The sequence below is a fragment of the Streptomyces millisiae genome (genome assembly GCF_031845425.1).
In the GTDB taxonomy this organism is placed as follows: domain Bacteria; phylum Actinomycetota; class Actinomycetes; order Streptomycetales; family Streptomycetaceae; genus Streptomyces; species Streptomyces millisiae.
This window is the reverse complement of sequence record NZ_JAVREM010000006.1, coordinates 66,076-80,331: the sequence shown is the minus strand read 5'-3', so window position 1 is coordinate 80,331 and position 14,256 is coordinate 66,076. Positions and strand designations below refer to the sequence as shown.

Sequence of the window (14,256 nt, the reverse complement as noted above, 5' to 3'; positions counted from 1 at the left end):
ACTGACATCCGGCGGGGCATGGTGAGGGTCACCTCTGCAGTCCTCAGTAGTACTGCCGGATGTAGTCGTACGCCTTCTGGAACAGCTCCTCGTCACGTTGCAGGTGGTAGCGCACCAGCGTGCGCCGCAGCGCCCTCTTCACCTCGCGCTCTCCCCCCGCCGTGTGCTGCCACCCCGGAAACCGCACGGCCGCGACGATGTTGTCGATCTCCTCGACGAGCTTTGCCACCGCCACCGGGGTGCCCGCCGAGCGCGAGGACTCGAAGAGCCTGGTCAGGGCGTACTTTCCCTGCTCTCTCGGGTCCTGCTTCGCCGCTTCGGCCTCGGCCTCGGCGGTCTGCTTCGCCAACTCCAGGAGTTGGAAGAGATACTCCCGACTCACCAACTGCCCCGCTTCATACTGCTCGCGCAGCCGCTCCAACTTCTGTGCCAGCGAATCGAATCGAGGCTCCCCGCGCCGGCGTCCGAGCCGGTCGGCAAGCCTGGGTTGGAGTTGCCGGATGCTGCGCCGCGGATCGCGGTGAAGGTACTCGACCATCCGCGCGTCGAGGATGAGTGTGTCAAGACGCTCAGGTGGCAGGTCGGCGTGGATGTGCGCGTTGACCAGTTCGCGGGTCTTGGGGCCGAGCACCCGCCACAGCAGCGGGGTCGTGGCGTGGCTGGGGCGCACGGACTGGTGCACCTTGGCGAGCCAACGGTAGTCGGCCTCGTGCTCACTCAGCCGTGGATCGGGGGACAGCGCCTCCCAGAGGCGAGCCAGCCGCGCGAACGCCTCAGCGAACGCCTCCCGCGTCCCGTCGTCGGGCAGTCTGTCCTGCGCCGCGAACAGCGCCTCGTAGCCGTCGGCTGTTCGGTCCACGCCCGGGAAGAACTCCAGGCAAGCGCGCACGGCCCCGGGAAACGCGGCCCAGAGTTCCTCAATGCTGGTCACCGCCTGCTCGACGGCACGTTCGTCGAAGCGCAAGGCCTGCCCGAGGCGCGCGAAGACACCCAGGTAGTCAACGATCAGGCCGTGTGACTTGGTCTGCTCGCTGTCGGGGTGCTTGTACGGACGGTTCACCCTGCAGACAGCCTGGAGCAGGGTGTGGTCCCGCAACACCTTGTCCAGATACATGGTCTGAGCGATCGGGGCGTCGAAGCCCGTGAGCAGCTTGGCCGTCACGATGAGGATCTTCAGCGGGTCGTTCGGGGCGCGGAAGCGATCCAGCAGCGCCGCCTCCTCACTCTTCCCCCGCTCAAAACGGTCCTTGATCGCCTTCGGCTGCCCTTCGGTGGACATCACGACCTCGCTGGCCTGGGGGCCCAGAAGCGCGTCAAGACGCTCCTTGTACAGGACACACGCTTCCTGGTCGAAGACCACCACCTGTGCTTTGAAGCCCTCCGGGGCGACCTTCTCCGTGAAGTGGCGTGCGATGTCCTCACAGACCATGCGAATACGCTCGGGTGCCTTGATCAGGGCTCCCATCCGTGCGGCCCGGTTCGCCATGGCCGCCCGCTCACGTGGGGAGAGGCCTTCGGCCAGTTCCTCGAACTTGGCGTCGATCACCTGGCCATCGATCTTGAAGCGGGCGTCCCGCGGCTCGAAGTGCAGGGGAAGTGTGGTTCCGTCACGCAGGGAATCGGCCTGGGTGTACCGGGAGAGATAACGCCCCTCATCCACCTCATAGCCGAAGGTCCGGAACGTGTTGACGTCGGTTCGGTTGATGGGCGTGCCGGTCAGGCCGAAGAAGACGGCATTGGGAAGGGCCTGCCGCATCCGTTGCCCCATGTCCCGATCCTGGGTGCGGTGCGCCTCGTCCACCAAGCAGACGATGTCACGACGGTCAGACAGAATCCGGTCAAATTTCCGAAACTTGTGCACCGTGGTAACGATGATCTTTCGCTGCCCGGTCGCGAGCATCGCCCCCAGGTCATCTCCTTTACCGGCGGTGACGACGTTGGGGATGTCCGTGGTACGGAAGGTGGAGGTGATCTGGGTGTCAAGGTCGAGCCGGTCCACGACGATCACCACCGTTGGGGCCCCGGTCCGCGGGTCGCTCCGCAGCGCCTGAGCGGTGAAAACCATCAGCAACGACTTGCCTGACCCCTGGAAGTGCCACACCAGCCCCTTCCTGGGCGCCTCAGGATCGCGGGCCGCGGCGGCGGCCCGGTCGGCCATGCGCCGCCCCGCCTCGTACTGCTGATAGCGGCAGACGTTCTTGACCTTCCGGTGCCCATCGTCGGTGCTGTACACCGTGAAATCGCGGACGATGTTCAGCACGGTCGAGGGGTGCAGCAACCCGTCGACTGCCTGACGAAGATACTCGGGACTTTCCGGCGGCAGCGTTCCCCGCGTCCCCGGAGACCACCATGGGCTCCAGAGCGTGGGCGGCAACCGAAGGCCACCAAACCTCAGATCTCGCCCATCTGTCGCGAAACACAGCGCATTGGACACGAAGAACTCCGGCACGTCCTGCTGGTAGCCATCCAGCTGGAGCACACCATCGGCCCAGCTTATGCCGGGACGTGTCGCGGACTTCGACTCACCGACGACGAGGGGAAAACCGTTGACCCACAGCACATGATCGAATCGGCGAGAAATCCCACCGCGCCGGAAGGTGACCTCGGTGGTGATGTGGTATCGGTTGCGCGAGGGATCATCGAAGTCGATGAGCTGCACGGCGACGTGTTCGTGCTCGGGGCCAAAGGGCATCGAATGCGCGCCAAGCAGCCATGTACGGAGGCTCTCATTAGCCTTGATCAGCCCTTCGCCGCGCGCCGAGCGGATCAGCGCGGTGAGCCGGTAGAGAACCTCTTCGGCACGATCGGGGTCAGCGGCGATCGCCGGGTTGAGCCGCACCAACGCGGCACGTACCTCGGACTCCACCAGGACGTCCTGCTCCGCCCGCTCGAAGTCGCTCCCCGGCTGCTCCCATGCGAGCGTCGGCAGGGCAACCAAGCGGTCGGTCACAAACGCCTGAACTGTGCTTCGCTCGCTGAACATCCGCCGCCCCTCGCTCTCTCCTCGCCCCCTCGCGCCCCCGAGTCACCCGTTGCTGACACCGACGGCCGTGGACGCACCACCAGCAACAGCCTCCGGCCCCTGCAAGAGCAGGTTCAGGGTTCGCTGCATCAGACTACGCGTCTGAGTAAGGTCCGCGGCGAGCGTGGTACGCAACTCGCGTGCGGCCTCAAGGCGTTCGACGACGCGACGCTGCACGGACAGCGGCGGGACAGGGATGGGCTGAGCGGAGAGGAGCCCGGCGGGGAGGTGAGCGATGGATGTGGTGCGCTTGGCCACCCTGGCAAAGGCCCCAAGCCGCTGACAGCGTCGGAACCAGCCGAGCGCGAACTCGGGCAGAACCTCCTCGCCCGCGCGAAACCGTAGTAGCGTCATCTGAAAGCAGCAGTTCTCAATTTCACCCCGATACATCGCCGCCCGGCCCAGGAATTCCAGACTTTGCCCCTCGTTGAGGAGAATATCCTTCGGCCGCAATACATACTTGCTGAAGACCTTAGGGGTGAAGTTCATCTCCAGAACATTATCGAGGAAAAGCTCGTCATCCCCAACATTCGCAACTCGGAGGTAAGGGCGGAGATGGCTCCCCTCATGCACATTAGGTTCACGTTTCATGCCCAACTGCACCTCCCCGACGTCTGCCACCCTCCGCACGGGCCATTCCGGCTCGTCATAGAGTTCTGACAACGCGGCCAATTCCACCTCACGAGCTGCCTCCAGCGCGGTTACCTTCGCCCGTGCCGCCCGCTCGAAAGACCACAGGAGATCAGCGATGCGGTGCTGTTCCGCCAGCCCCGGAAGCAGGAACTCATACTTCGCCAACTCCTTCCAGCTCGTACGAGGCGAGAGCGAACCAACAGAAGTCATCATCGCCCGTTGATAGAACTCTTCATTTCGTACGAGCAAGGGGAGATAGCGCGGAAGCACACGCCCTTGCCGCGCCTCAAATACCAGCACATCGCCCGAGCAGATCCCCGCGAAGTCAACGTATCCAGACTTTCTCTGATATGCACGTCGTTTACCGAAGAGCGTACATCCCGGGGTGAAAGCACGGGTAAAACTGGACTGCCCCTCAGGCGTGCCCCATTCGGACACGAGGAGGGAGTCACGATCAAGATGTTCCAGCCCCACGACAGGTGTGCTTTCACTCACTGAGGCGGCCCGACGAGTGACGTTCTGCACAACGTCCCCGAGACGCACGGCTTCCCACTCAGAGTCCAACTCAATCACACGCCTAGCCCATTAATCCGACTTACCGCACGTTCCAAAACATTCCGTCGGCGAGCAACGCCGGAATCCCACTGCTGAAAGTCCAACTTCAGCACCTGCGGACCCTCTCGCAAGACAACTGATGTGCGAGCGACTTGATATGAGATAGCGAGAGTTGAACCCAGGTTCAGCAATTCAGAATTTTCCTTTACAGCACTGAATCCCTCAACCTCATCAAAACTTTTGTACACGCGAAGAATATTTGCGATGTGCTGCTCATTCAAAAAGGACTGTCCGCGGACGCGTTCAATCAGATCAGCAGCGTCGATAAAAAGCACCTTACCTTCCCGTCCCGGCCTCTTACGCCTCCGGAGCACTACCACACACGCTTCCATAGGCGAGTTGTAGAACAACCCAGGTCCGAGGCCCAGCACGCATTCAAGGAGGTCGGACTCGATCAGCTTCTCCCGCATGGCTCGCTCGTCGTCCCGGAAGAGCACGCCATGTGGGAAGAGGATCGCGCATCGGCCAGTCTTGGGGTCCAGCGAGGCAGCGATGTGCTGGAAGAACGCGTAGTCGGCTCGCCCCTGAGGCGGGACCCCCCACATGTTGCGCGGATCCTCGGCGAACCGGTCACGATCCCACTGCTTAATGGAATACGGAGGGTTAGCCAACACCACATCGAAGCGGCTCAGTTGGTCCCCCTCGAAGAAGAGTGGCTGAGAAAGCGTGTCACCGCGCTCGATGCGAAAGTTCTCGATCCCGTGCAGGTAGAGATTCATACGTGCGATCGAGGAGGTCATCACGTTAAACTCCTGCCCGAACAACCGGAGTCGCCGATAATCCTTCCCCTGCCGCTTCAGTTCGGCTGCCGCAGTGACCAGCATACCGCCCGTGCCGCATGTCGGATCGTAGACGGACTCTCCAGGCTCCGGCTCCAGCATGCGAGTCATGAGCTGGACGAGCGTCCGGTTGGTGTAGAACTCCTGGGCCGTGTGTCCCGAGTCGTCAGCGAACTTCTTGATCAGATACTCATAGCCGCGGCCGAGCTCATCCTCGGGCACCCGGGCCAGCGAGAGTACCTGGGTAGAGAAGTGCTCCAAGAGATCCCGGAGCGTCTCGTCCGAGAGCCGTTCCGTATTCGTCCACTGTGCGTCGCCAAATACCCCGGTCAGCTGTTGGGGGTTGGCCTTCTCGATCGCTCTCATGGCCTTCGAGATCTTCGCCCCGAGCCCCGAACGCTCCCCCCGTACCGTCTCCCAATGGTGCTCATCCGGGATCTGGAACTGGTAGTTCTCTTCCTTACCCGCCAGCTCGATATCGCCACCATACACGGCGAGGGCCTGCTCGCGCTCCTCATCGTGGACGTCACACATCCGCTTGTAAAAAAGCAGAGGGAAAATGAACTGTTTGTAGTCGCCGGCGTCGATCAGCCCGCGGAGCCGGACGGCCGCCCCCCAGAGATAGTTCTCCAGCTCACGCTGATCCAGCTGATCAGGCCCACTATCCGTACCTGGCAACGCCTCAGCCAGCAAATTCTCGCTCTTGCTCTCGCTCACCCGAGGAATCCCCATTCCTTAAGCCTATGCCGCAGTTCGTCCTCGGCCGCCGCCGCATCCGCCAAGGCGCCCTCCAGTTTCACGATGGCATCGGCGAGCGACGGTAGCTCGGCGGCACGGTTCTTGCTGACATAGAGGGAGATGCTGAGGCTTCCGTCATGCTTGGCGATATCGGCTTCGTCCGCCAGGTGGCTCCGACCCTCAATGTTCGCGAAGGCGCGGTACCAGCCGTGAATCCTCGAGGTGTGTTCGGCCTCCAGTACGTTCTGGTTTCGGCTCTTGCGGAACTGATCCGAGGCGTCGACGAAGAGGATCTTCCCTCGCCGTTCCTTCGGCTTCCTCGCACGAAGCACCAGCACGCAGGCCGCCAACTCCGCCCCGTAGAACAGTTTGCCCCCGAGCCCGATGACGCTCTCGATGGCGTCAGCCTCGATGATCTTCTTCCGGATCTTGGCCTCGCGCCCCCCGCGGAAGAGGATGCCCTGGGGCAGAACAACTACCGCTCGCCCGGTGTCCGGGCGCATGGAGGCGATCATGTGCTGTACCCAGGCCCAGTCGGCGGTGCTGGTCGGAGGCGTGCCGAACTCCCCGCGGCCGAAAGGGTCCGCATCCCAACTGTCGTCGCCCCACGCCGCCAACGAAAACGGCGGGTTCGCGATCACGCAGTCGAAGGTCTTCAGCCGATCCTCGCGATCGGTGAACACGGGATGCCGAAGAGTGTCGCCGCGTTCGATCCGGAAGTCCTCGATCTTGTGAAGGATGAGGTTCATGCGGGCGATGCCTGATGTGGTGAGGTTCTTCTCCTGGCCGAAGACCTTGCCGTACAGCCGTTGCGTGGGGATGCCCTGCCGTGCGAAATGGTTGGCGACCTCGATCAGCATCCCTCCGGTCCCACAGGCCGGGTCGTACACCGTCTCCCCGGCCCGCGGGGCGAGGATGTTCACCAACAGCTCAACCACCGCGCGCGGCGTGTAGAACTCACCAGCCTTCTTGTTGGACAGGTCGGCGAACTTCTTGATCAGGTACTCGTAGGCCTGACCGAGGAGATCCGAGTCGGCATGTGCGTCACCGAGGAAGCGAGCGGAGAAGTGATCGAGGAGCGCTCGCAGCACACGAGGCGGGACGCGATCACGGTTGGTCCACGGCGTGTCGCCAAAGATTCCGTCGAGCTTTTCGGGGTTGGCTTTCTCAACTTCCCGAAGCGCCGTAATGAGAGCGCCGCCGAGCTCGTGATCCGGAGTGGCGACGACGTCGGACCAGCGATGCCCCTCAGGGATGACAAAGCGGTGCTGGTCGGCTTTGGCCGCGAACTCCCGATCTCCATCGGAGAGCTCGAGGGCCTCCTCGTACTCTTCGCCGTAGACGTCACAGAGACGTTTGTAAAAAAAGAGTGGAAAAATATAGCTCTTGAAGTCCGCCTGGTCGACGAGGCCACGCAACAGGTCCGCTGCCCCCAGGAGATGGCGCTCAAGCTCACTGAGCGTGAGCGCACGGGACGTGCCTGAGTCCAACGCGAGCTGCTCAGTCGCTTCCTTCTGGGCCACCGGACGGCTCCGTTCTACGCACGCATGTGTTGAGAAGCCACAAGCTTAGGGGGTAGGACGAGCCACCGACGACCCCCGGCACAGGCCGTTCCACCACTCCATACCCGGCCGCCTCTCACACGCACGAGATGGGTCAGCTGGCGCGCCAGATGCGATGCCGCAGTGGTCGGGCTGGACTGGGTGGTGTGCCCATGGAACGAGCCTTGATGACCGCGCCGTGGCCCGCAACCACCGCGTCGGTGTCCTGCGGGCCACGGCCCAGACGATCAGTTGTCGAACTCGCCGCGCCCCGTGCTCGCGAGGAACGCCGCCCACCCAGTGTCGTCGAACCTCAGCGTCGGACCGGACGGGTTCTTGGAGTCCCGCACGACCTGGCCGTCATGCGTGAGCTGGGCAACCTCGACGCAGTTACCGTTGCCGCCGCTGTAGCTGCTCCTGCGCCACGGCCCAATGCCGTCTCGGGATATCATCACGTTCCCTTTCCTACTCTTCTCGCATTTCCTCTGCCACTCGCTGAATGAGAGCGAATGAGTCCGCCGGGTTCAGCGCCGCCGCCCTCAGGTGGTCGAACGCGTCGCCGTAGCTCTGCCGTTCGCCGGGGCTATCCATGTAGAGCGTGCCGGTCATGTTCTCCACGCACACGACGCTGGGGTCCTGCGGCAGCCCGAAGACCACGAAGGCACCCGTGAGCCCGGCATGCGCGCCGGCGGTGTGTGGGAGCACCTGGATGACGATGTGCTGGTAGGCCGTCATTCCGCTCAGATGGGTGAGCTGTTCGCGCATGACGTTGACGCCGCCGACGGTCTGGCGGATGGCGGACTCGCCGATCACGGCCCACAGCCGGGCCGGGGACTTACGCTCCAGCACGGTCTGACGCTCGCGGATCACCTTGACTCGCTCGTCGATGTCGGCGGGCGGCAGAACGGCCGGGTTGGTGTGGATGACGGCCCGGGTGTATGCCTCGGTCTGGAGCAGGCCGGGGATCAGGATGGGCTCGAAGTTCTTGATCTCGACCGCGTCCGCCTCCAGGGAGATGTACTCGGAGTACGTGCGCGGCAGCGTGTCCTGGTAGGCGCGCCACCAGCCGTGCTTGTGGGCCTCGCGGGCCGCCTGGAAGAACGCTTCCTGGCGCGCCTTGTCGTCCACCCCGTACAGGTGCAGCAGCGCCTTGAGGTCGTTCTTCGAGACGCGGACCTCGCCGCCCTCGATACGGCTGAGCTTGGGGCGAGAGAAGCCCATCTCCTCCGCCACGGCTTCGGACCCGATCCCCGACTTCTCGCGTAGTTCCCGCAGATCAGCGCCGAGCCTACGGCTGCGGAACGTGCTGGCCATGCTCCCTCCCTGCTTCCTGTTTTCAGTCTGCCCTGCCCAGGCGGCGTCGGCCACCAACACGACTCACCTGCACGTGTGCAGATGGCGGACTTGCCAATCCGACATCACCCACTCTACGGTGTGCACGACAGATCACACAAAGTGGCGAGTCATCAACTTGGCGTGTCCGCCCGTTCGTTGGGCGTACCCATGTGCGAACTCCGCTCTCTGAAAGGGGGCGCGTATGGTTGGCATCAGACGAACATTCCGCTACTGGTCGAGCAGGGATTCTCCGAGCCGGGCTCGTAAGGCCGTACGCAACGCGGTACTTGCCTGGGAGTTCGGCGACGACATCGCCGACGTCGCGGAACTGCTCACCTCGGAACTGGCGACCAATGCCGTGATACACGCCACGGACGGCAGGGAGTACGCCGTCGACGTACTCGTCTCCGACGGCTATCTGACCGTGGGCGTGACCGACTTCGGGCACGGACTTCCGCACGCCCAGCACTGCCGTGACGACGACGAGCACGGCCGTGGCCTCGCCATGGTCAAGGATCTCGCCGATGCCTCGGGATACGAGCGAGTGCCCGGTGGTGGGAAGTGCGTGTTCTTCCGGCTGAGGGTTCCGGCGATACCGCAACACATCCGCGAGCGCGAATCCCACTGCCTGGGGGGACAAGAGCATGACCACAACGCCGGGCACGACACCGGGATTGCGCATTCCGTTACACGCTCAGGGCGCCGGCTCGTTCGTGCTCGTCTTCGGTTCGGCTGGTGACGAGCGGCGCGAGTCCGTGACCGCCGCCCAGTTGATGACGCTGCTCACGGACGCGGCCCGGGAGATCGGGCTTTCGTTGTCCCACCGGCCGCCGAGCGGCCAGCAAGGAGCAAACCCGTGATCACGCAAGGCTATTGGGGCGAGTGTCTGACTTTTCCACGCTCGCCGGCGTCGGAGCGGCGTGAGATCGCCTGCTACCACTCCGCTTCCTTCCGGGCGCCTACCCAGGCTGTGGTCTGGGTGCGGGTCGCGCTGCGGATGGTCGTTTCCGCGCTGCCGCCGGACGAGGCGGAGCGAGCGTACACCTGGCTGGAGTGCGGCCAGTGGAAGGCGGTCCACGACCTCGCGAACGGGGAGCCCGTGACGGTCACCGTCACAGGTAGGGGCCTCATCATCGCCTGGTGTCTCCGACCCGCACGGTTCCTCCTCGTCGTGCCCCACAGCACCGGGCCGCTGACTCGAGGTGCGGCGTATGACCGCTACGTCGAACTCGCTCAGGACAGGAACCTCGCGGAAACCGATCCGTCCACCTCATCGCACGCCGAGGCAGGCGTGTGACCGGCACGAGGAGGTGCGCCGCGTCAGGTGGTCGGTCATGGTTCGGGTGGTAAGTGGTGCTCGATGCGCGCGCGGGTTTGGGCGGCGCGGGGGTCGTCGTAGGGGGCGATGAGGCGCAGGGCCTCGGCACGGTGGGTGGCGGCCTGGTCGGGGTGGGCGTCATTCAGAGTGTCGGCGAGGGCTTCGAGGGCCACCGCCTGGTGCCATGGGTCGGCCAACTCGCCGAAAGTGGCAGCAGCTTGGCGGTGGAAGTCGGCGGCCTCGTCGTGTCGACCGAGGGCCTGGTAGGTGCGGCCGGCGCCAAGCCAGGCCAGGGCCTCGCGGCCGCGGTTCCGGAGCCTGCGATTCAGCGCTGCTGAGCGCTGGTAGGAGGCCAGGGCTTCGCCGTGCTGGCCGAGGGCCAGTTGGGCGGCGCCAAGGCTGATGAGCCAGTACGCCTCCACGTACTGGTTGCGCAGGTCGAGGGAGATGCCCACCGCCTGCCGGGCCAGGCGCAGCGCCTCCTCGGGCTCGCCGCGTTCCAGGTGGTTCTCACTCAGCAGCCGGAGGATGTTGCCTTCGCTGCTGCGGGCGCCCGCGGCCCGCTGGGTGGCGAGGAGTCGGTGGCCGAGGTCGTGGGCCTCGGCCAGCCGGCCGGCGCGATGGTGGGTCACCGCGAGGTTGGACTGGGCCAGGGCTACGAAATGGGTGGCTCCGAGCTCCTCGAAGATGGCGATGGCCCGTTCGAAGTGATCGCGAGCCGCGTCGAGTTGCCTACGGTTCAGGGCAGTGAGGCCCAGGAGATTCAGGGAGTTGGCCTCGCCCTCTCGATCGCCGAGGGCGCGCCGTAGGGTGAGGGCGTCTTCGTGGCACCGCTGGCTCTGGTCGAACTCGTTGATCCGGGTGTAGGTCATGCCCAGGTCTTCCAGGAGGGTCGCCTCGGCGGCCCGGTCGCCCAAGCGCCGTGCGGCGGCCAGGCCGAGGTTCCCGGCCTCGAAGAAGTCGAGGGCGGAGGCTGATGGCCCGCGAGCGTTCCAGAGGACGGCGGGAAGCTGCCAGGCGTGGTGGTCGAGCCCCTCGGCGGCAGCCGTCCTGATGGCGGCCAGGAGATTGGTGTGTTCGTGCTCGGCCCAGTCGGCCGCGGTGTCGTAGTCCGGGAAGGACAGGGCTGTGACCGGCTCGGCGGGAGGTTGGAGCAGCTGGTGGGCCTCCTCAGGTTCGAGCCAGGTCTGGGCGGCGTCGGCGGTGTGCAGGTACCAGTCGAGGACCCGGCGCAGCGCGGCCGCGCGCTGGTCCGCCGGCTCCTCGCGGCGGGCCTGATCGGCGGCGTAGGCGCGGAGCAGGTCGTGGAACTCGTAGCGATCCGGCGCTGGTTGTCCGAGGAGATGAGCGCCGACCAGGATGTCGAGGAGCTGGCGGACGCGGCTGGTCCCGGCGCCGGCGAGCGCGGCCGCGGCATGGAGACTGAACTCGGGGCCCGGGTGGAGGCCGAGCAGGCGGAAGAGGCGGGCGGCTTCCGGGCGCAGGGCGCGGTAGGACCAGGCGAACACGGTGCGTACGGCGGCCGCCTCGTCCTCGTCGGCCACGCTGAGGGCGTCCCAGAGGGCTGACTCGTCGCGCAGTTCGGCGATCAGGTCGTCCAGGCTCAGGTGGGGGTGGGTGACGGCTCGCTCGGCGGCGATGCGCAGCGCCAGCGGGAGACGGGCGCAGAGCCTGGCGAGGTCGGCGAGCTTGGTGGGGTCGTCGGCCGGCCGATAGCCGGCGGTGATGGCCCGCAACAGAGCCACGGCCTCCGGCTCCGGCAGCGTGCCGAGCGTCAGCCGGTGCGCACCGTCCCGTATGGCGAGTCCCGACAGGCGGCTGCGGCTGGTGACGACGGTCAGGCAGCCGGCGCTGCCGGGGAGCAGGGGGCGGACCTGGGCGGCGGTGGCCGCGTTGTCCAGCACGATCAGCATGCGCCGGTCGGCGAGCAGAGAGCGGTAGAGCGCGGCTGCCGCATCCGGCTCTGCGGGAACGGACGCGGCGGGAATGCCGAGCGCGGTGAGGAAGCGGTGCAGGGCCTCATGCACTGTGACCGGGTCGTCCGGATCGTAGCCACGCAGGTTGATGTAGAGCTGGCCGTCCGGGAAACGGTGCTGGGCCTGGTGAGCCCACCGCAGCGCCAGGGAGGTCTTGCCCGCGCCCGCCGTGCCCGCGATGACGCACAGCGACACCACGAGCGGAGCGCCCTCGGCGCTGGGCAGGACCGCGTTCAGCTGCTCAAGCTCCTCGGTTCGGTTGACGAACCCTCGGATATCACCTGGCAGTTGGCGAGGCGTTGGCGTCACTCCCGCTGTGTCGGGGTCGCTGATCGTCACTCCTGCGTGGTGATCCGTGGCGGGGGCAAGGGGGCAACCTCGCGGGCGAAGTAGGTTGCGATGTCCTCCCCGCGGTCGAAGAGTCTTTTGATGAGGTTTTCCCAGCCCTCGACGAGGTCGGGGGAGCTGAAGCGAATGCCGCCGTCGGGCACGCCGGCTTCCGTGTAGATGACTTCGTAGAGCGATTGCTCACCGAGGACCACCACCTCGGGAAGCCGGCCCTTCGATTCGAGCGTCGCCACGTCGGCCGCATCGATGACGCGGATGGCCTCGCCACCATCCTCGGCGTTGAGGCGCAGAGAGTGCAGCTCCCATTGCATGTACGGCGTGAACGGCCTTTCGACGACGCGCACGCGGTGGAAGACGGTGCGCTGGCGTCGATCCTGCTCGGCGTCGCGGCGGAGGGCATCGCGTTTGTCCTCAAGTAGCCGAAGAGCCTCTCCCCAGTCACCTCGCCGGAGCGCCGCCCTGCTCGCGCTCCCCTGCTCCTCGAAGTGCTGGCGGCGCTCCAGCTTCCAGGAGTCGTGCTCGTAGATCCGCTCGTAGTCCTGCCAGAAGGTGGTCTTGTAGGCGGACCGTTCGAGGCGCTGGCCCTGGGCGGGGTCGAGGGGAGGCAGGGACAGGTCAAGCATCCGGGATGTCCGCTTTCGCCGCGCTGAGCATGTTGCCGGGGATGACGACGAGACGCTCGTCCGGGGCCAGCGCCACTCCCTCGGGAAGGCGGGAGCGGTAGGCCGCGGTGAGGTCACGCCCGATCACGGCTATGTCGCCGTTCTCCAGCTGCCAGATGTCCGGGCATTCACCCTTGTCTTCCGAATTGCCCAGTTCCTCGGCTGACTTGCCGAGACGCCGCGCGAACGACGCGGACGCGTCGGCCTCCCATGGACGAACCATGACTACCCCCAGCAGGGTGTGGTCGGAGGGGTTGGCGTCCCCTCAGCGATACCCAATGACTCACTGTAGGGAGGCCCCCCTCCGGGCGACAAGCCAGCGCCGTGAGGATGGCTCGAAAGGGCCAACCTCCCACGCCACCAGCCAAGGGATGCCCTTCCACGGGCTCTCGGTGATGGCTCCGGGCTTTCAGCCCCCGCGCTGGCATGAAGCGGTCAGGGAGCCGGGCCGCGTTGGCAGGTGGGGCACCAGTACGTGGGCCGCTCGCGGCCCGGGTGGCCGTAGGTGTCGGAGGTGACGCGGACGGGGGTGCCGCAGGTGAGGCACGGTTGGCCGGCGCGGGCGTAGACGTGGAGGCGGGGGCGGCCGCGGCGGGTGGTGGTGCGGTTCGGGGTGGCGCGGTTGGCGGTGAGGAGGCGGTGGGCCGTGGTGAGCAGGGCGTCGAGGTCGGGCAGGTCGCCGACGGGGAGCCAGGGGGTGGCGCGGGCGAGGTGGCAGAGCTCGGCCAGGTAGACGTTGCCGATGCCGGCGAGGTTGCGCTGGTCGAGGAGGGCGGCGCCAAGGGGGCGGGTGGGGTCGGCGAGGAGCCGGCGGCGGGCCTCGGCCGGGTCCCAGTCGGGGCCGAGGAGGTCGGGCCCGAGGTGGCCGACGAGGCGCGGTTCCTCGGCGGTGCGGACCAGGTCGAGGACGGGCAGGCGGTAGCCGACGGCGGTGTGGTCGGCGGTGCCGAGGATGGCGCGGATCTGGTGGGCGGGACCGCCGCGCCAGCGCTCGCCGGGGGCGTGGACGTGCCAGGCGCCGTCCATCCGGAGGTGGGAGTGGAGGGTCAGGCCGCCCTCGACGCGGGTCAGCAGGTGCTTGCCGCGCGGGGTGACGTCGAGTACGGCGCGGCCGGTGAGGTCGGCGGTGGCCAGCCGGGGGACGCGCAGGTCGGTGCGGGTCAGCTGGTGGCCGGCGAGGGCCGCGTCGAGCCGGTGCGCGGCCTGCCAGACGGTGTCTCCCTCGGGCATGCCTCCATCATGCGCCAGCGGAGGATGTGACCGGGACCACAAGCGGTACGTTGTCGTTT

The 14,256-nt window shown here is 66.2% G+C and carries 12 protein-coding genes; 2 read left to right on the top strand and 10 right to left on the bottom strand.

Annotation, left to right across the window (positions count from 1 at the left end):
• Positions 1-43: 43 nt before the first annotated feature.
• From RNC47_RS08785 to RNC47_RS08760, 6 genes are all read right to left on the bottom strand, one after another.
• Positions 44-2,983, bottom strand: coding sequence for a type I restriction endonuclease subunit R (locus RNC47_RS08785; RefSeq protein WP_311597100.1), 2,940 nt, complete (start codon positions 2,981-2,983; stop codon positions 44-46).
• Between the two features lie 42 nt (positions 2,984-3,025).
• Positions 3,026-4,228 carry a restriction endonuclease subunit S gene (locus tag RNC47_RS08780; protein WP_311597099.1) on the bottom strand — a complete coding sequence of 401 codons (1,203 nt, stop codon included), beginning with the start codon at positions 4,226-4,228 and terminating at the stop codon, positions 3,026-3,028.
• On the bottom strand, positions 4,225-5,766 hold the full coding sequence (locus RNC47_RS08775) for a type I restriction-modification system subunit M (RefSeq protein WP_311597098.1): 1,542 nt from the start codon (positions 5,764-5,766) through the stop codon (positions 4,225-4,227). The genes RNC47_RS08780 and RNC47_RS08775 overlap by 4 nt, the downstream gene beginning before the upstream one ends.
• Positions 5,763-7,310, bottom strand: a complete 1,548-nt coding sequence (locus tag RNC47_RS08770; protein ID WP_311597096.1) for a type I restriction-modification system subunit M — start codon at positions 7,308-7,310, stop codon at positions 5,763-5,765. Before RNC47_RS08770 ends, RNC47_RS08775 begins: the two co-directional genes overlap by 4 nt.
• A gap of 266 nt (positions 7,311-7,576) precedes the next feature.
• Positions 7,577-7,780 carry a DUF397 domain-containing protein gene (locus tag RNC47_RS08765; RefSeq protein WP_311597241.1) on the bottom strand — a complete coding sequence of 68 codons (204 nt, stop codon included), beginning with the start codon at positions 7,778-7,780 and terminating at the stop codon, positions 7,577-7,579.
• A 13-nt stretch (positions 7,781-7,793) separates the two neighbouring features.
• Complete coding sequence (locus tag RNC47_RS08760) at positions 7,794-8,702, bottom strand: helix-turn-helix domain-containing protein (protein WP_311597094.1); 909 nt, start codon at positions 8,700-8,702, stop codon at positions 7,794-7,796.
• A 163-nt stretch (positions 8,703-8,865) separates the two neighbouring features.
• Between RNC47_RS08760 and RNC47_RS08755 the strand changes: the two genes are divergently transcribed.
• Positions 8,866-9,402 (top strand): ATP-binding protein, encoded by a 537-nt coding sequence (locus RNC47_RS08755; RefSeq protein WP_311597092.1) that lies wholly within the window; start codon positions 8,866-8,868, stop codon positions 9,400-9,402.
• Between the two features lie 117 nt (positions 9,403-9,519).
• Positions 9,520-9,960, top strand: coding sequence for a hypothetical protein (locus RNC47_RS08750; RefSeq protein ID WP_311597091.1), 441 nt, complete (start codon positions 9,520-9,522; stop codon positions 9,958-9,960).
• A gap of 35 nt (positions 9,961-9,995) precedes the next feature.
• On the opposite strand, the gene RNC47_RS08745 is transcribed toward RNC47_RS08750, so the two are convergent.
• The 4 genes from RNC47_RS08745 to RNC47_RS08730 form a co-directional block, all read right to left on the bottom strand.
• The gene (locus RNC47_RS08745) at positions 9,996-12,266 is read right to left on the bottom strand and encodes an ATP-binding protein (RefSeq protein WP_311597089.1); all 2,271 of its coding nucleotides are present in this window, start codon (positions 12,264-12,266) and stop codon (positions 9,996-9,998) included.
• Between the two features lie 26 nt (positions 12,267-12,292).
• Positions 12,293-12,928, bottom strand: coding sequence for a DUF6879 family protein (locus tag RNC47_RS08740; protein ID WP_311597088.1), 636 nt, complete (start codon positions 12,926-12,928; stop codon positions 12,293-12,295).
• Positions 12,921-13,190, bottom strand: coding sequence for a hypothetical protein (locus RNC47_RS08735; protein WP_311597087.1), 270 nt, complete (start codon positions 13,188-13,190; stop codon positions 12,921-12,923). Before RNC47_RS08735 ends, RNC47_RS08740 begins: the two co-directional genes overlap by 8 nt.
• Positions 13,191-13,402: 212 nt before the next feature.
• Positions 13,403-14,197: a DNA-formamidopyrimidine glycosylase family protein gene (locus RNC47_RS08730; protein WP_311597085.1), complete on the bottom strand. Its 795-nt coding sequence runs from the start codon at positions 14,195-14,197 to the stop codon at positions 13,403-13,405.
• Between the last annotated feature and the right edge of the window lie 59 nt (positions 14,198-14,256).